The organism is Pseudomonas sp. NFACC45 (assembly GCF_900113505.1).
In the GTDB taxonomy this organism is placed as follows: domain Bacteria; phylum Pseudomonadota; class Gammaproteobacteria; order Pseudomonadales; family Pseudomonadaceae; genus Aquipseudomonas; species Aquipseudomonas tehranensis.
The window spans coordinates 52,943-69,440 of record NZ_FOPO01000014.1; the positions used below are offsets into that span (position 1 = coordinate 52,943).

The 16,498-nt window shown below is 59.9% G+C and carries 16 protein-coding genes, 1 tRNA gene and 2 pseudogenes; 9 read left to right on the plus strand and 10 right to left on the minus strand.

Going from position 1 to position 16,498, the window contains the following annotated elements; translation table 11 throughout:
- Positions 1-387 precede the first annotated feature (387 nt).
- The 9 genes and pseudogenes from BM132_RS24030 to BM132_RS24070 all read right to left on the minus strand — a co-directional run.
- Positions 388-591, minus strand: a pseudogene (locus BM132_RS24030) (DNA polymerase V subunit UmuC); the annotation flags it as partial.
- A pseudogene (locus tag BM132_RS24035) lies at positions 584-877 on the minus strand (LexA family protein); the annotation flags it as partial. The pseudogenes BM132_RS24035 and BM132_RS24030, both read right to left, overlap by 8 nt.
- A gap of 596 nt (positions 878-1,473) precedes the next feature.
- Positions 1,474-1,668 carry a DUF7740 domain-containing protein gene (locus BM132_RS24040; RefSeq protein ID WP_047703585.1) on the minus strand — a complete coding sequence of 65 codons (195 nt, stop codon included), beginning with the start codon at positions 1,666-1,668 and terminating at the stop codon, positions 1,474-1,476.
- Positions 1,669-1,916: 248 nt separating this feature from the next.
- A tRNA-Gly gene (locus BM132_RS24045) sits at positions 1,917-1,992 on the minus strand.
- 63 nt (positions 1,993-2,055) lie between these two features.
- Positions 2,056-2,616, minus strand: coding sequence for a CDP-diacylglycerol--glycerol-3-phosphate 3-phosphatidyltransferase (gene pgsA / locus BM132_RS24050; RefSeq protein WP_047227859.1), 561 nt, complete (start codon positions 2,614-2,616; stop codon positions 2,056-2,058).
- Positions 2,617-2,648: 32 nt separating this feature from the next.
- On the minus strand, positions 2,649-4,472 hold the full coding sequence (uvrC, locus tag BM132_RS24055) for an excinuclease ABC subunit UvrC (RefSeq protein WP_092459228.1): 1,824 nt from the start codon (positions 4,470-4,472) through the stop codon (positions 2,649-2,651).
- A gap of 2 nt (positions 4,473-4,474) precedes the next feature.
- Positions 4,475-5,116 carry a response regulator transcription factor GacA gene (gene uvrY, locus BM132_RS24060; RefSeq protein WP_024781217.1) on the minus strand — a complete coding sequence of 214 codons (642 nt, stop codon included), beginning with the start codon at positions 5,114-5,116 and terminating at the stop codon, positions 4,475-4,477.
- Between the two features lie 127 nt (positions 5,117-5,243).
- Entirely contained in the window at positions 5,244-5,678 is a 435-nt protein-coding gene (locus BM132_RS24065) for a GNAT family N-acetyltransferase (RefSeq protein WP_092459230.1), read from the minus strand.
- 10 nt (positions 5,679-5,688) lie between these two features.
- Positions 5,689-6,447: a carbon-nitrogen hydrolase family protein gene (locus BM132_RS24070; RefSeq protein ID WP_092459232.1), complete on the minus strand. Its 759-nt coding sequence runs from the start codon at positions 6,445-6,447 to the stop codon at positions 5,689-5,691.
- 153 nt (positions 6,448-6,600) lie between these two features.
- Between BM132_RS24070 and BM132_RS28760 the strand changes: the two genes are divergently transcribed.
- From BM132_RS28760 to BM132_RS24075, 3 genes are all read left to right on the plus strand, one after another.
- The gene (locus BM132_RS28760) at positions 6,601-6,729 is read left to right on the plus strand and encodes a hypothetical protein (protein WP_256244308.1); all 129 of its coding nucleotides are present in this window, start codon (positions 6,601-6,603) and stop codon (positions 6,727-6,729) included.
- Positions 6,730-6,862: 133 nt separating this feature from the next.
- Positions 6,863-7,015: a hypothetical protein gene (locus BM132_RS28550; protein ID WP_177193312.1), complete on the plus strand. Its 153-nt coding sequence runs from the start codon at positions 6,863-6,865 to the stop codon at positions 7,013-7,015.
- A gap of 47 nt (positions 7,016-7,062) precedes the next feature.
- Positions 7,063-8,130: a 3-deoxy-7-phosphoheptulonate synthase gene (locus tag BM132_RS24075; protein WP_092459234.1), complete on the plus strand. Its 1,068-nt coding sequence runs from the start codon at positions 7,063-7,065 to the stop codon at positions 8,128-8,130.
- 31 nt (positions 8,131-8,161) lie between these two features.
- On the opposite strand, the gene BM132_RS24080 is transcribed toward BM132_RS24075, so the two are convergent.
- Positions 8,162-9,223, minus strand: a complete 1,062-nt coding sequence (locus BM132_RS24080; RefSeq protein ID WP_256244310.1) for a hypothetical protein — start codon at positions 9,221-9,223, stop codon at positions 8,162-8,164.
- A gap of 327 nt (positions 9,224-9,550) precedes the next feature.
- On the opposite strand from BM132_RS24080, the gene BM132_RS24085 reads away from it, so the two are divergent.
- The 6 genes from BM132_RS24085 (at position 9,551) to BM132_RS24110 (ending at position 16,488) form a co-directional block, all read left to right on the plus strand.
- Complete coding sequence (locus tag BM132_RS24085; RefSeq protein ID WP_092396111.1) at positions 9,551-10,429, plus strand: esterase/lipase family protein; 879 nt, start codon at positions 9,551-9,553, stop codon at positions 10,427-10,429.
- A gap of 96 nt (positions 10,430-10,525) precedes the next feature.
- Complete coding sequence (locus tag BM132_RS24090) at positions 10,526-10,807, plus strand: peptidylprolyl isomerase (protein WP_092396109.1); 282 nt, start codon at positions 10,526-10,528, stop codon at positions 10,805-10,807.
- A 130-nt stretch (positions 10,808-10,937) separates the two neighbouring features.
- Positions 10,938-12,806 (plus strand): extracellular solute-binding protein, encoded by a 1,869-nt coding sequence (locus BM132_RS24095; RefSeq protein ID WP_092459236.1) that lies wholly within the window; start codon positions 10,938-10,940, stop codon positions 12,804-12,806.
- Positions 12,806-13,864: a microcin C ABC transporter permease YejB gene (locus tag BM132_RS24100; RefSeq protein ID WP_092459238.1), complete on the plus strand. Its 1,059-nt coding sequence runs from the start codon at positions 12,806-12,808 to the stop codon at positions 13,862-13,864. The genes BM132_RS24095 and BM132_RS24100 overlap by 1 nt, the downstream gene beginning before the upstream one ends.
- Positions 13,864-14,886, plus strand: coding sequence for an ABC transporter permease (locus BM132_RS24105; RefSeq protein ID WP_092396103.1), 1,023 nt, complete (start codon positions 13,864-13,866; stop codon positions 14,884-14,886). The genes BM132_RS24100 and BM132_RS24105 overlap by 1 nt, the downstream gene beginning before the upstream one ends.
- Before the next feature lie 27 nt (positions 14,887-14,913).
- Positions 14,914-16,488, plus strand: coding sequence for an ABC transporter ATP-binding protein (locus tag BM132_RS24110; RefSeq protein WP_092459240.1), 1,575 nt, complete (start codon positions 14,914-14,916; stop codon positions 16,486-16,488).
- Positions 16,489-16,498 lie beyond the last annotated feature (10 nt).

Here is a 16,498-nt window from a genome sequence, read left to right on the forward strand (position 1 = left end):
ACACCCCAATTTTAGGTCAACTTCAAACTATAGATCATCTCTTAGAAAAATTCAAAACCCAGACACTGGGAGCCATTGCTAGGCACACATCAAAAAGACCACGAGCATTGTAGCTAGCAGATTAGTTATTGAAACGCTTACCGCTTAAATCGCTTATAGGGACGTATCTGGTTGCTCTTCCCGCTGCTGCCAAAACCAGCGTCCGCTTAGGGGGTGGAAGTGGTCACTCATGAACGTATGTCTCTGTCCGATACCGCCCGATCTCGGCCGAGGACAGTTATCGTAACGCAGGGGCCACTACCTGCCTCCTAGCCGCTCGAAACCTAGCTACTGACAATGAACTCGCCACAACTCGCCCAACTTGGTCGTATAGCTCTGACTCATCATTTGCAAAGTGTCCTTGATCTGAAAATACGGCTCGCCCATCTTCACGCAGGGTTTGGCCTCGTAGCTGCGCGCAATCACACAGCCGTCGTTGTTGCTCAGCACCACAATGGGTACTCGCGCCAGGTCCGGACGAAACACCCGCTCGCAGCTGGCGTAAAAGCTGTTGCAATCGATCAGAGCGAAAACCGGCTGGGCTTTAGGCATGGCTGCGCACGCTGTAGCGTGATAACACCCCAGATGACCAACTCATCACCCTCGAGCACATACCTGGGCGGGTACTTTGGGTTCTCCGAAAGGAGGATCACCTCCCTGCCCCGTACGCATAACCGCTTGCACATGGGTTCATTGTTCAGCAGTGCAACAACGACGTGCCCATGGGCCGGCTCCAGTGCACGATCTACCACCACCAGATCACCTTCAAAGATTCCAGCCCCCCCTGCATGCTATCCCCGGCGATCGAGACAAAATAAACGTGCGACGCACGGAAACTGTACGAACACACAGCTAATCTTGTCCAAGTTTTCGGGTCAATTTGTATAGGAACAATCTGACACGCGGAAACACCAGGTCGGAAATCCATCAGCGAATCTCAGGCAATAAAAAACCCGACGCGGAGGCCGGGTTCCCACCTCTTAAAAACGCAGCCCCAAATGAGAGGATGGAGAACTGACAATAAGAATGTGAGGAGCACGATATTGCCAAAATGGTGAAAGCTTAAGCAACAGGATCGGCCTGAGAAGGTGGGCAGCCTTCACTAGTTAAAACTCACCGATTCAGGGCTTCATGGCTCGATGAAAATGGGCCTGTCTGCCAACCGGCAACAAGGCAACAAGGCAACAAGGCAACAAGGCAACAAGGCAACAATGAGGCCGCATGTCCCTGAAGGACATTCTAGCGATGTCGAAATCGCACGCCATCAACCAGCTGGAACACTGCTGATCAGTTAGTAATCACACCGTGGAAATCGAGCTACTCCGGGGCACGTAGAGCTTTATCCACAGATATACCCACGCTTTTCGTGAATAACTTTACGGCTCGCTTCCGAGAGCCATCTCGAAAGCTGCACGCGCCACAGACGGTTGATTTTCAGTTATCCAGGTTCTCTGCCAGAAATCCAACCAGATCAAGAGGACTTCGGCTGTCGATTACCTTGTAGATCAGGTCGCGTTTGCTGCGCGGCAACTTCTTGACCACGCTCTTCGCTGAAGCCCTGACGGCCTCGTCTGTTCCATGGATACGCGCTGCCAGGAGCAGCACGAGCGTAGCGTCAGTAAGGTTCATTGCTAGACCCAAAAATGATGCACCGCAGTGTACCCACTCTTCTCTTCTCCATACCAATCAAGAAGACGTACCACGTCAGGCGTCATCGCGCCTGGCGGACGACATGATTGAAGTATCCGACATCTGCATGACGTCGTAGATGGGCAACCGCATCTGCCAACGCTTGATCACAAACGCTGAGCCCACGCCTAAGCACCAAATTCCAGGCAAAAAAAAGCCACTCATCTGAGTGGCTTTTTTCTGAATCTTGGAGCGGGAAACGAGACTCGAACTCGCGACCCCGACCTTGGCAAGGTCGTGCTCTACCAACTGAGCTATTCCCGCGTCTTGGTGTGGCGCATTCTATAGACTCAGAATACGCCGTCAACCCTTTGATTCAAAAAAGTTTTATTTCGGGTCTACGTCGGTGCGCAGATGTGGCCAGGCGGCGCGTAGGTACTGGACCATTGACCACAGCGTCAGGCCTGCGGAGATCAGCAGCAGTGCATAGCCCAGCAACACCCAGAAATTGAAATTGGCCGGGTTACCCAGCAGGATCACCAGTGCAAGCATTTGCGCGGCGGTTTTCCATTTGCCGAGGTTCGAGACGGCGACTTGAGCGCGGGCGCCCAGTTCGGCCATCCATTCGCGCAGTGCCGATACGACGATTTCGCGACCGATGATCACTGCCGCCGGCAAGGTCAGCCAGAGATTGCCGTGTTCCTGTACCAGCAGCACCAGGGCCACTGCGACCATCAGCTTGTCGGCCACAGGGTCCAGGAAGGCGCCGAAAGGCGTGCTCTGCTCCAGGCGTCGGGCCAGGTAACCGTCCAGCCAGTCAGTGGCGGCGGCGAAGGCGAAGACCGAGGCGGAGGCTACATAGCTCCAGTGGTACGGCAAATAGAACAACAAAATGAAGATCGGGATGAGCAGGACGCGGAGTACGGTAATCAGATTTGGGATATTCATCGGCACAACTGGCTGCGAGGTTGACGGGCATTCTACTCGCTATGCAGGCTTGCATAAATCGACTCAGCGAGCTTTTTACTGATACCGGGAGCTTTGGCTATCTCTTCGATGCTGGCACGAGACAGCTCCTGCAATCCACCAAAATGTTTCAATAGATCGCGACGTCGCGTTGGCCCGACCCCTGCCACCCCTTCCAGCGTCGATGTGCGGCGGGTCTTGCCCCGGCGAGCGCGGTGTCCGGTGATGGCAAAACGGTGAGCTTCGTCACGGATCTGCTGGATCAGGTGCAGCGCCGGGGAATCCCCTTTCAGGGTGAACTCATGGGCCGCATCGTTCAGGTACAAGGTTTCGAAACCGGCCTTGCGGGTTGCACCCTTGGCCACGCCCAGCAGGATCAGGTCGGGGACCATCAGCTCATTCAATACGTCGCGGGCCATGGACAGTTGGCCTTTGCCGCCGTCCACCAGCAGGATGTCCGGCAGCTTGCCCTCCCCGTCCTTGAGCTTGCCGAACCGGCGCATCAGCGCCTGATGCATCGCCGCATAGTCATCGCCCGGGGTCACGCCTTCGATGTTGTAGCGCCGGTAATCGGACTTGATCGGCCCCTCCGGACCAAACACCACACAAGACGCCACGGTCGCTTCGCCACTGGAATGGCTGATGTCGTAGCACTCCAGCCGCTGCGGTGGCTCGTCCAGGTTGAGGACGTCGGCCAGGGCATCGAACCGTGCCGCCACATGCTGGCGGTTGGCCAAGCGTGCGCCAAGGGCCTGCTCGGCGTTGGTCACGGCCAGTTGCTGCCAGCGCGCCCGGGTGCCACGCACGCGATGGCTGATGGTCAGTTCACGACCACGAAGCTTGTCGATGGCCTCGACCAGGGCCGGGAAGTCATCGTGGACCACATTGACGATCAACTCGGCAGGCAGGTCGCGTTCCGGGCTGCTGATGTAGTACTGACCCAAAAACGCCGCCATGACTTCGGCGACGTCCTCCTCGATACCCACCTGGGGGAAGAAGTTCTTGCTGCCCAATACCCGGCCGCCGCGCACGCTGATCAGGTGAACGCAGGCGCCGCCCGGGTTGATGAACGCGGCAATCACGTCAACGTCGCCGCTGCCGCCTTCCATGCTCTGCTGGTCCTGCACCCGGCGCAGCAGCCCGATCTGGTCGCGCAGCTCGGCGGCCCGCTCGAATTCAAGGTTGACCGCCGCATCTTCCATCGCCGCTGACAGCTCGTCAGTCAACGCGTTGCTGCGCCCCTCAAGAAACATCACCGAGTGCCGCACGTCTTCGGCGTAGACCTCTGGCTCGACAAACCCGACACACGGCGCTTTGCAGCGCTTGATCTGGTATTGCAGGCAGGGTCGGGTACGGTTCTTGTAATAGCTGTCTTCGCATTGGCGAACGAAGAAGGTCTTCTGCAGCAGACTGAGGCTTTCACGGATCGCCCCGGCGCTGGGGTACGGACCGAAATACCGACCCTTGGCCTTCTTGGCCCCGCGGTGAATGCTCAGGCGCGGAAATGCCCCGTCCGACAGAAACACGTACGGGTAGGACTTGTCGTCCCGCAACAGAATATTGTACGGCGGCCGCCATTCCTTGATCAGCGTCTGCTCGAGCAGCAAGGCCTCGGTTTCATTGGCGGTGATGGTGGTTTCGACTTGCGCGATGCGCCCCACCAGGGCGGCGGTCTTTGGTGCGAGACCGGTTTTACGAAAGTAGCTGGCCAGACGCTTCTTGAGGTTCTTGGCCTTGCCGACGTAAAGCAGGCGCGCATCGCTGTCGAACATGCGATAGACGCCTGGGCGGCCGCTGCACGTGGACAGGAAAGCACTTGGATCAAACAGTTCAGTCATTATCAGGCGCTGGCATCGACCATGCCGTGGCGCACCGCCAGCAGCGTCAACTCGACATCGCTGCTGATCGACAGCTTCTCGAAGATTCGGTAACGGTAGGTGTTGACGGTTTTAGGCGACAAGCACAGCTTATCGGAGATGATCTGCACCTTTTGGCAACCGACAATCATCAAGGCAATCTGGATTTCCCGCTCCGATAGCGCATCGAAGGGCGACTCATTGGTCGGCTGGAACGACTTGATTGCCAACTGCTGGGCAATTTGCGGGCTGATGTAACGCTGACCGGCAAATACCAGGCGAATGGCCTGGACCATCTCGTTCAGACCGGCGCCCTTGGTGAGATAACCCGCAGCGCCCGCCTGCAACAACCGGGTCGGGAACGGATCTTCTTCACACACGGTCACCGCGACCACCTTGATGTCCGGGTGGCTGCGCAGCAGTTTACGCGTGGCTTCAAGACCGCCGATGCCTGGCATCTTGACGTCCATCAGGACCACGTCGGGTTTCAGTTCACGCGCCTTGATAAGGGACTCTTCCCCGGATTCAGCCTGGCCAACTACCTGCAGACCGTCAATATCAGCCAGCATTCGTGTAATGCCCGTACGGACGAGATCATGGTCGTCGACCACTAACACCCTAATCAAGCAGACACCTCACGATTTGGTCTTATTTGGGTTGCCCAACACCTTAGCAAAAACCATCCGACAGACCTAGCGCAAAGGGACATATAAAAGTTACAACGCGTCTTTCAGAGGCGCACTCTGCGCGGCCTCAAGCCCTGGCATCCCGCTCCATCCTCAGGAAACATTCATCCTCGCCGACCACCCGCAAGCCCAGGCGCTCGTAGAGCACCCTGGCCGGATTGTTCTTGAAAACCGTCAGGCGCAGAGCCGGGCGTCGCTCCTGCACCACCATGTCCCAAACCTGACCGATCGCCCAAGTGCCGGCACCCTGCCCCCGAAACGCCTCGGCAATCTGTAGCTCCCGGATATACAACGCCCGCGCATCACGACTAAGGCTGACAAAACCCAGCGCTTGCCCCTCGCGGCAGATGATCCAGTTCTGGCGAATGATCCAGGCCAGATCGAATGCTTCGTCCTGCCATAACAAATCGTGCTGCAAGTAATAGGGCAGCATGTTGACGCACGTCAGTTGCCGGGCAAAAGCGATGTCCTCGGCCGTTGCCGCACGCCACTGGAAATTCATGGGTACCTCGTCAAAGCGTCGCCACCGACACGACTTGCCCTGCCCAACCATTGGCATCGCGGCGGGCAATCACCAACAGCTCACCCGGACCTGGGGCCGCCGCAATCAGCGAGCCGTCAGGGCCCCAGATCGCGCTGCGGCCGGCCGACTCCCAGCCACCCGTGATGCCACCGTGATTGGCCATCAGGACCGTCATGGCATGTTGCTTGGCATAACCTTGCAACAACGTCGTATCGGGCAGGTAACCACCCTCGGTGATCAATACGCCAGCTGCATACAACGTAGCGCCCTGTCCGGCCGCTGCGGCGGCATGGCTGGGGTGAGAGAAATCGGCACACACCGCCAGCGCGATATGCTCCTGCCCCATCTGCAACATTGAGCCGCCATGGCCCGGGGCGAAAGCGACTTCTTCCCCAGGGTGCAAATGTTGCTTGCTGTACACCCCGAGGGAGCCGTCGGCGCCGAGCACCAATGCGCCGATCAATACCGGCGCGTCTACCGCCAGGCGAATCGGCATGCCAACCACTGCGGTCAGGCCAAGCTCACGCGCCAGATCACGCAACGGTTGCAGTACGGCATCCTGCGGCGGGATAGCCAGGTCCGCCGCCAGGCCACGTTCGTAGCCAGTGAGTGACAGTTCGGGAAATACCAGCAACTGCACATTCTGTTCAGCGGCTGCCTGCATGAAACGCTGATGACGCAAGAGATTGGCGTGAACATCCCCCGCGATGGAAATCGACTGGGCGGCGGCGAAGGCTGGAGCGATCATGGATATCCCTGGAAGGCAGCGCGAGCTTGAAGTTTGTCACAAAGCCCGTCGGACTCAAGCCAGAATGAACAATCCATAGCCACGATAGAATTTTCTGATTGAACCGGCCCGCCCTGCTCGAGTAAGCTCAGGTCCATTCATCGGAGACAGACCATGTTCAACACCCTCGCATCGCTTCAAACCGCCAGCGCCCAGCGCTCGGTTGCGGCTGCCTGGGCGAACAGTGTTCAGACTCCGGTCAGCTTTTATTTTGGGTATTGGTTTAGCCACTGGCGCGCCTGATACCCAACCGGCGCCCAATTTAAACGGGTCGCCTTCCAGAGTTTTCTAACCCCCGGTCGGCCTCCCGACCGGGGGTTTTGTTTTTTCAGCCCCACACATTTTTGCGACACCCGACAAACTTGAGGATTGAGCCATGAACGACGCCACTTATTACCGTTACGACAGTTTTTCCGCCTGGCGATTTACCAGCCACCGCTCGGGCCAGCCTGCCGCCTCCGATCGGTCACCTACCGGTGGCAAGCCTCAGTTGCGGGCCAATACGGCCAATTGTCGAACACCCCAATAGGGCCGGCGCGCGGGAATGAACCCGCTGTCCGCCCAGGAAACCAGATCATGAATTCGTCCGTCTCTGCTTTGCCGCTGTCCACGCTCAACCCCGCCAATGAAGCCCTGACCCTGCGTCTGCCCAGCTCATTGCAGCTCAAGCAACAATTGCCCCTCAGCTCGGCGCTGAGCCAACAGGTCAATGCCCATCGCCAGGCAATCCGCGCGATCCTCGACGGCGAGGACTCCCGTCTATTGGTGATTGTCGGCCCCTGCTCCATCCACGACCCGAAATCGGCCCTCGAATACGCCGCCAACCTCGCTCGCCTGGCCCATGAAGTCAGCGACAGCATGCTGCTGGTGATGCGCGCCTACGTGGAAAAACCCCGCACGACCGTAGGCTGGAAAGGCCTGGCTTACGACCCTGGCCTGGATGGTAGCGATGACATGGCCGCCGGCCTGACGCTGTCGCGAGAGTTGATGCGCGAGATGCTCCAGCTTGGCCTGCCTGTAGCCACCGAACTGCTGCAACCCGTGGCCGCCAACTATTTCGATGACCTGCTCAGTTGGGTCGCCATCGGCGCGCGTACCACCGAATCGCAGATCCACCGGGAAATGGCCAGCGGCCTGGGCATGCCGGTCGGTTTCAAGAACGGCACGGACGGCGGCGTGGGCATCGCCTGCGATGCCATGCGCTCGGCAGCCCACCCTCATCGACATTTCGGCGTCGACAGCCAGGGGCATCCGGCGATCATCCAGACCCAGGGCAACCCCGACACTCATCTGGTGCTGCGCGGCGGCCATCGCGGGCCGAACTATGACCGCCAGAGTGTCACGCAGATACACAATGACCTGACCCGCCTGAAAATACCGGCCCGGATCATGGTGGATTGCAGCCACGCCAACAGCGGCAAAGACCCGTTACGGCAGCCGCAGGTGTTCAGCGACGTCCTAGAGCAGCGCTTGCAAGGAAACCGCTCCCTCATCGGCATGATGCTGGAAAGCCACTTGTTCGAAGGTTGCCAGTCGTTGGGCCCGTCGCTGCGTTACGGCGTATCGGTGACCGATGGTTGCCTGGGTTGGGCATCCACCGAGCAACTGCTGCGTCAGGCCCATCGTCAGCTGGTGTCGGCCTGAATCCTGAAAGCGCCCTCCCCAGCGAGGGCGCTCAGCTTTTTGTCTCGGAGCGAACTTGGACGGTGACCCACTCCGAATGCTGGCTCACATCGTCCAGGCGCTCGACCTGATAAAACAAGTGCACCGACCTGCCGCGCTGGTCCTGCCAGAACGCCGCGGGCACTACAAAGGTCAGCGCTTGACCTGCCGTCGCCGCGGTGATTTCGCGCTCGGCGACATGCGCGTAATTGCCGTTGCACTGCAGCCAGACCAGCTCGCCAGCCTCAAGCCCGGCTCCGTCGATGACGACACTCACCCCTTCCTGTAACCCGTCGACATCCAGCCCGCCCTCGTTCAATCCCGTAATCCACGGCGCTTTCAGCGCAGGACGTCGCAAAGGCCCCAGGTGCAACGACAGGGGCTCGGCGCGGCGCACCGAATGTCCGCGCCTGACGACATAGGTCAGGCTCAGGCTTTGACCCGCGTGAGGGGCAATCAGCGAATGATCGATCCAGAACGCTACCTCGCGGCCGACGGCATGAGCCTCGATATCCAGCACATCGCGCCAAACGGCCTTGGAGTCGTTGCTGGCAATCAGGATCAACCGGTCGCCGACGGCCATTCTGGAATAGGGCCTGATGGTCACGTACGTTCCTTCGGGCACCCGCGCCGGATCCAGGCTGCCACCCACGGCATCGTTGGCAACGGCGGCCGGCAGTTGCAAGGGAACATCGCCGATATCCAGTTGCAAAGGCTGGGAAACCAGCGCGGCCGGCAGGCGTTTGCTCGTCACCTGGTAGCTGATCTCCAGCGAACCGCCATCCAGCTCGGCGATATGCGGCTCGCGCACGACAAAAACGACCTCTCGCCCCACCTGTCGCTCCGTGATGAACCTTCGCACTTCATGTCGATAGGGCTCGGCATCTGAGTTAAGCCCATGCCAGAACAGCAGCACTTCATCGCCGCACGTCATCATTGGATAGGGCTTGACGGTGATGACGACCTTGCGCCAAGCGGGGTTGATCACCCCTCCCTTGGCCGCTGCCAGAGACGGTGGTGGCAATTTCGTCAGGGGTGCGAGCCGGGCTCGCGAGGCAGATGGATAAGTGGTCATACATAGGCTCCAGTCCTTGGATAAAGGCACCGCCTTCACATCGCGGCACCCGATGAAGCCATTAAACCTCGACCGTCCCAAACCCACAGTCAGACAAGACGACCGCGGGAGTGGCCTGGTGCCCGTGAAGTTGTAGCCGCAAGCGCCAAGGGCTATCGGAAGTATCCCGATACGCTCAGGTCCGTCCGGTTTCCAATCTGACCCTTCCCACTTCTTCTATTCCGTTTTCAGCAGATCACTGCGGTTTCTTCCTACACCGCCCAGCACAAGCCTGCATTAGAGTGTGGTCGCGAATTCAATAGGAACCTCTTCGAAAAAGGTACGAACATGCAACGGAATGCAACCACTCAATTTCCCATCCTGCTGGTCCATGGGTTGTTCGGGTTTGACAGGGTCGGCGGCTTCGAACTTTTCCACGGGATCAAACAGGCATTACGCGCCGCCGGTGCCCGGGTGTTCATCCCCTATTTGTCGGCGACACATTCCAATGAAGCCCGTGGCGAACAACTGCTGGCACAGATCGATCGGATCCTGAGCGGCACCGGCGCCACCAGGGTCAACCTGATCGGCCACAGCCAGGGCGCGCTGGCCGCCCGATACGCCGGCGCTGTTGCCCCCGACAGGGTGGCCTCGGTGACCTCGGTCAGCGGCCCCAATCATGGCTCCGAACTGATTGACTTCCTCTACAAAGCCCTGACCCCGGGGCGCTTGCCAGAGCATGTGGCGGATAGAGTCGCCACGCTTTTTGCAGACTTCATCTCGTTGCTGGGCGGCCAAACGCAACTGCCGCACGCCGCCATTGCAGCACTGGCGGCGCTGACCACCGAAGGCGTAGGCGCGTTCAATGACAAATACCCCCAAGGCCTGCCCAAACACTGGGGCGGCAACGGAGCACAAAGGGTCAACGGGGTGCGCTACTACTCATGGAGCGGCACGTTGCCGGACTCCGAGAACGGCGCATGCAATGCGATGGATCCTCTGCAGGGTTTTTGCAGGGCCTTTTCCGAGTACTTCATCACCGAAGCCGGGCAGAACGACGGCCTGGTGGGACGCTTCAGCTCGCACCTGGGCAAGGTCATTCGCTCTGACTATCCACTGGACCACATGGACGCCATCAACCAGACAGCCGGTTGCAGCCGCAAGGGTACAGACCCGGTGGAGCTTTACGTGCGCCACGCCGAACGCCTGCGCAAAGCCGGCCTTTGATCGACAGACTCAAGGTTTTGACGCATTTTTGACAACAACCGGTCAGTGATTCCGGTAGGCTCAACACCTTTAAAGCTATTGAAAGGAATTTTACCCATGGCCAAAGCCACTGCCCGCCACATCCTGGTTTCCAGCGAAGAAAAGTGCAACGAACTCAAGGCCCAGATCGAAGCCGGCGCCGATTTCGCTGAAGTCGCCAAGACCAACTCCTCGTGCCCGTCCAGCCGTCAGGGCGGCGACCTGGGTTCGTTTGGTCCAGGCCAGATGGTCAAGGAATTCGACACCGTGGTATTCAGCGCCCCGATCAATGTGGTGCAGGGTCCGGTCAAGACCCAGTTCGGCTATCACCTGCTGGAAGTGACCAGCCGCCAGGACTGATCCCGGTTTATCGACATAACGGCCCGCCCTTCGGTGGGCCGTTGTGTTTGTGTCAGGCCAAGGGGCTAGCGATCAAGGCGTAGCTCGCGTACAAATCGTGGTCATCTATCACCCGGCTTTAAGGCTGACAATGCGACTGGCGTTCCCTTCACTGCTGTTCACTGCCGTGGTCCTGCTGACAGGTGCCGCCGGTGTGGATGCCACACCGCAACATGCCCTGACGGTGTATGGCGAACCGGCCAAGTACCCCCAAGGCTTCAGCCACTTCGCCTATACCAATCCCCAGGCCCCCAAAGGCGGCACCATGCGCCGCTCGGCCATCGAGATCGGCCATTTCGACCACGTCCTGCCCTACATCGACAAAGGCATCGGCGTCAGCCAGATCGACGGAATGCTGTATTCCCCGCTGGCTCAGCGCTCGCTGGACGAGCCCTACACCGTCTATGGCCTGGTGGCGCAGAAGATGGAACGCGCCGACGATGGCCTGTCCTTGCGCTTCTACCTCAATCCCAAGGCCCGGTTTGCCGATGGTAAGCCCATCACCGCCGAGGACGTGCGCTACACCTTCGAGCTGTTGATGACCCAGGGCAGCCTGCGGTATCGCACCCAGTTCGCGGCCGTCAAAGGCGTCGAAGTGGAATCCGAGCACACTGTTCGCTTCGACTTCAAGAACAACGAAAACCGTACCCTGCCCCTGGACATCGCCACACTGCCGGTCTTTCCCGAACACTGGTGGAAAACTCGCGATTTTGCCAGTGGAGGTGGCTACGAAGCACCGCTGGGCAGTGGCCCCTATCGGGTGGGCCGGATCGACTCGGGGCGCAGCATCACCTTCGAGCGCAACCCCAACTGGTGGGGCAAGGATCTGCCGGTCAGTCGCGGGCTCTACAATTTCGACCATTTCAGCATCGAGTATTTCGGTGATACCGATGTGGCGCGGCAGGTCTTGCGTGGCGGCGCCTACGACTACAATCGCGAGTTCTCCGCCACCGGTTATTCCATCGGCTATGACAGCCCGGCCCTGCGTGACGGTCGCCTGCAAAAGGCTCACTTGGCCACCGAGGCGCCCCAGACGGCCCAGGGCTTTGTGTTCAACCTGCAAAAACCGCAGTTCCAGGATCGGCGTGTCCGCCAGGCCCTGGCCATGCTCTGGGATTTCGAGTGGAGCAACCGCCAGATGATGCGCAACCTCTATGTGCGCCAGCAGAGCTTTTTCTCCAACACCGACCTGGCCGCCCGGCAACTGCCCGATGCCGATGAACTGGCGATTCTCGAACCGTTGCGAGGGAAAGTACCCGAGGAAGTCTTCACCCAGGTATTCCACGCGCCGAAAACCGACGGCAGCGGCGTGATCCGCGACAAACAATTGCAAGCCTTGGCACTGCTGCAACAGGCCGGCTGGAAACCCGATGGCGACCGCCTGGTGAATGCCGACGGTGAACCGCTGAGTTTCACGTTCCTGATCAGTCAGAACGGCCTCGAACGGCTGTTGCTGCCCTACAAGCGCACGCTAAAACAGATCGGAATCGACATGAACATCCGGCGCATCGACGCCTCCCAATACGTCAACCGCCTGATGAGTCGCGACTACGACATGATCATCACCGGCTACCCCGTCAGCACCTCGCCGGGCATGGAGCTCTACAACTACTTCGGCTCGGCGGCGGCCAACGATCCGGGCGCGAACAATTACATGGCCCTGCAAAATCCCGCTGTCGACAGCCTGATCGACGGCCTGGTCAAAGCCACCACCCAAGGCGACATGCTCCGCCATGCCCACGCCCTGGACCGCGTGCTGCAATGGAATTACTACTGGATCCCCAACTATTACCCGCCGGGCAGCTCCACCGTCTGGTGGAACCGTTTTGGTCGACCCAAAGTGCAGGCTAGCAATGACGAAGCCATCGAGAGCTGGTGGGAGATGAGCACCACGCCACTGACCAACGAGCAGATGGCCGCCGAACGCCTCAAACGCGGCGCCCCTGGAGGGCGGCATTGATGTGGGCCTATATCGCGCGGCGCTTGCTGCTGATCATTCCAACGCTGGTGATCATCCTGCTGGTGAACTTCGTCATCGTCCAGGCTGCTCCGGGCGGGCCGGTGGAACAGGCCATCGCCCAGCTGCAAGGCATCGGCGGCGCCAGCGTCGGCAGTTCGGGCAATGCCATGACCGGCAGTTCGCGAGCCAGTCGCGGCCTTGATCCACAGCTGATCAAGGACATCGAAAAACAATACGGCTTCGACAAACCGGCCCACGAGCGTTTGTGGTTGATGCTCAGCAACTATGCCCGGCTGGACTTCGGCAAGAGCTTCTTTCGCGGCGCCACCGTGACCGACCTGATCCTGGAAAAGCTGCCGGTGACCATTTCCCTCGGGCTCTGGGCCACGCTGATCACCTATCTGGTGTCGATCCCCCTGGGCATCCGCAAGGCCGTGCGCCATGGTTCGGCCTTCGATGTGTGGAGCAGCACGGCGATCATCATCGGCTATGCCATGCCGGCATTTCTGTTCGCCATGTTCCTGATCGTGATATTTGCCGGCGGCACGTCGTTGAACTGGTTTCCGGTGCGCGGGCTGGTGTCGGACAACTTCGAGTCGCTGTCGACACTGGGCAAGATCACCGACTATTTCTGGCACTTGGTCCTGCCGGTCACCTCGTTGGTGATCGGCGGTTTCGCCACCTTGACGATCCTGACCAAGAACTCGTTTCTCAACGAAATCACCCGCCAGTACGTGGTCACCGCGCGGGCCAAGGGCATGAGCGAACGACGCGTGCTGTATGGCCATGTGTTCCGCAATGCGATGCTGCTGGTGGTGTCGGGGATTCCCCAGGCGTTCATCAGCGTGTTTTTCGCCGGCTCCTTGCTGATCGAGGTGATTTTTTCCCTCGATGGCCTGGGCCGCATGAGCTATGAGGCCGCGGTGTCTCGGGACTATCCGGTGGTGTTCGGTTCGCTGTTCATCTTCACGCTGTTCGGCTTGCTGATCAAACTCATCGGCGACCTGTGCTACACCCTGGTGGACCCGCGTATCGACTTCGCCGCGAGGAACGCCTGATGTTCAAGTTATCTCCCTTGGGCCGTCGGCGTTTTGAGCGCTTCAAGAAAAATCGCCGGGGTTGGTGGTCGCTGTGGCTGTTCATCGGCCTGTTCATGCTGACTCTGGGCGGCGAATTGATCGCCAATGACAGGCCGCTGGTGGTGAGTTACCAGGGGTCGCTGTATTTCCCGGTATTCAAGCGCTACACCGAACAGGAATTCGGCGGGCAGCTGCCGTTCCAGGCCGATTACCGCAGCAGCTACGTGCAGGATCTGATCCACAAGGACGGCGGCTGGCTGTTGTTCCCGCCGATCCCGTTCAGCGACGACACACCCAACTACGACCTGAACCAGCCAACCCCAAGCCCGCCCTCCCCAGTGAACTGGCTGGGCACCGATGATCAGGCCCGGGACGTGCTGGCCCGGGTCATATTCGGGGCACGGGTGTCGATTCTGTTCGCCCTGGCCCTGACGGCCATCAGCGCGCTGATCGGCATCACCGCCGGTGCGTTGCAGGGTTACTACGGCGGCTGGGTGGACCTGCTGGGGCAACGCCTGCTGGAGGTCTGGTCGGGGCTGCCGGTGCTTTATCTGCTGATTATTCTGTCCGGCTTCGTCGAGCCGAATTTCTGGTGGCTGCTGGGAATCATGGCGCTGTTTTCCTGGCTGGCCCTGGTGGACGTGGTGCGCGCCGAGTTCCTGCGCGGGCGCAACCTTGAATACGTCAAGGCTGCCAGAGCCCTGGGTCTGTCCGACCGCAAGGTGATCGTGCGACATATCCTGCCCAACGCGATGAACGCCACCCTGAGTTATCTGCCGTTCATCCTCACCGGGGCGATTTCCACCCTCACCGCCCTGGACTTCCTCGGCTTCGGCATGCCGGCGGGCAGTGCGTCGCTGGGCGAACTGATCGGCCAGGGCAAACAGAACCTGCAAGCGCCGTGGCTGGGCCTGACGGCGTTCTTCACCCTGGCGCTGATTCTTTCTCTGCTGGTGTTTATTGGCGAGGCGTTGCGCGATGCGTTCGACCCCCGATCCTGAGCCACGGCCATGAAGCGGAACCCTGAGATGAGCGACAACCTGATCGAAATCCGCGACTTGAGCGTGGCCTTCAACGACCAAACCGTGGTGCGCAACCTGTGCCTGGACATCCGCCCCGGCGAATGCCTGGCCCTGGTGGGCGAGTCAGGTTCCGGCAAGTCGGTCACGGCCCATTCGATCCTGCAACTGCTGCCGCAAACCGGCAGCCGTACCACCGGCAGCATTCGCTATCGCGGTCAGGAACTGGTGGGCGCCGAGGCCAGGGTCCTGCGCGAACTGCGAGGGGACCGGATCGCGATGATCTTCCAGGAGCCCATGACTTCGCTAAACCCGCTGCACAGCGTCGAAAAGCAGATTGGCGAAACCCTGATGCTGCACAAGGGCCTGGGCGGCAAAGCGGCGCGTCAGCGCATTCTGGAGTTGCTGGCCCTGGTGGGCATCCAGAAACCCACCGAGCGCCTCAAGGCCTATCCGCATCAACTCTCCGGCGGCCAACGACAGCGGGTGATAATTGCCATGGCCCTGGCCTGCGAACCGGAACTGTTGATTGCCGACGAACCGACCACCGCGCTCGACGTGACGGTGCAACGCAAGATTCTGCTGCTGCTCAAGTCTTTGCAGCAACGACTCGGCATGTCATTGCTGCTGATCAGCCACGACCTGAACCTGGTGCGCAGCATCGCGCAACGGGTGTGTGTGATGAAGGCCGGGGAAATTGTCGAACAGGCGCCCTGCGAAACACTCTTCAGCGCACCGAAACACCCCTACAGCTGCGAGCTGTTACGCGCCGAGCCGGAAGGTGAAGCGCTACCTCGAGACGAACGCGAGGAGGTGTTGCAAGTGCAGGATCTGCGGGTGAGCTTCGCCCTGGGTGGCGGGCTGTTCCAGCGCAAGGAATACTTGCGCGCCGTGGACGGTATCAGTCTGGACGTTCAGCGCGGCAAGACCCTGGGTATCGTCGGCGAATCCGGCTCCGGCAAGTCGACTCTCGGCCAGGCGATCCTGCGGCTGATCGAATCCGAAGGCAGCATACGCTTCCAGGGACAAGCCCTTGATCATCTGTCGCAGAAAGACCTGCGACCGTGGCGCAAGCAAATGCAGGTGGTGTTCCAGGACCCGTTCGGCAGCCTCAGTCCACGGATGTCGGTGCAGCAGATCATCAGCGAAGGCCTTGAGATCCACAACTCGTCCAGTTCCGAGCAATGCGAAGCACAAGTGATCAAGGCCCTCAAGGAAGTCGGCCTCGACCCGCAGAGCCGCCATCGCTACCCCCACGAGTTCTCCGGCGGTCAGCGCCAACGCATCGCCATCGCCCGTGCGCTGGTGCTCAAGCCGGCCCTGATCCTGCTGGACGAACCGACCTCAGCCCTGGACCGCACCGTGCAGAAGCAAGTGGTCGCCCTGCTCCGCCACCTCCAGGAAAAGTACGACCTGACCTATCTGTTCATCAGCCATGACCTGGCCGTGGTTCGCGCTCTGGCCCATGACATGATCGTGATCAAGGACGGTAAAGTGGTTGAGCGCGGCGCCTGCCGTGACGTGTTCGACTCGCCTCAACACCCCTATACCAAGGAGCTGTTGGCGGCGGCATTTGTGCAGTAAACCCTGATTC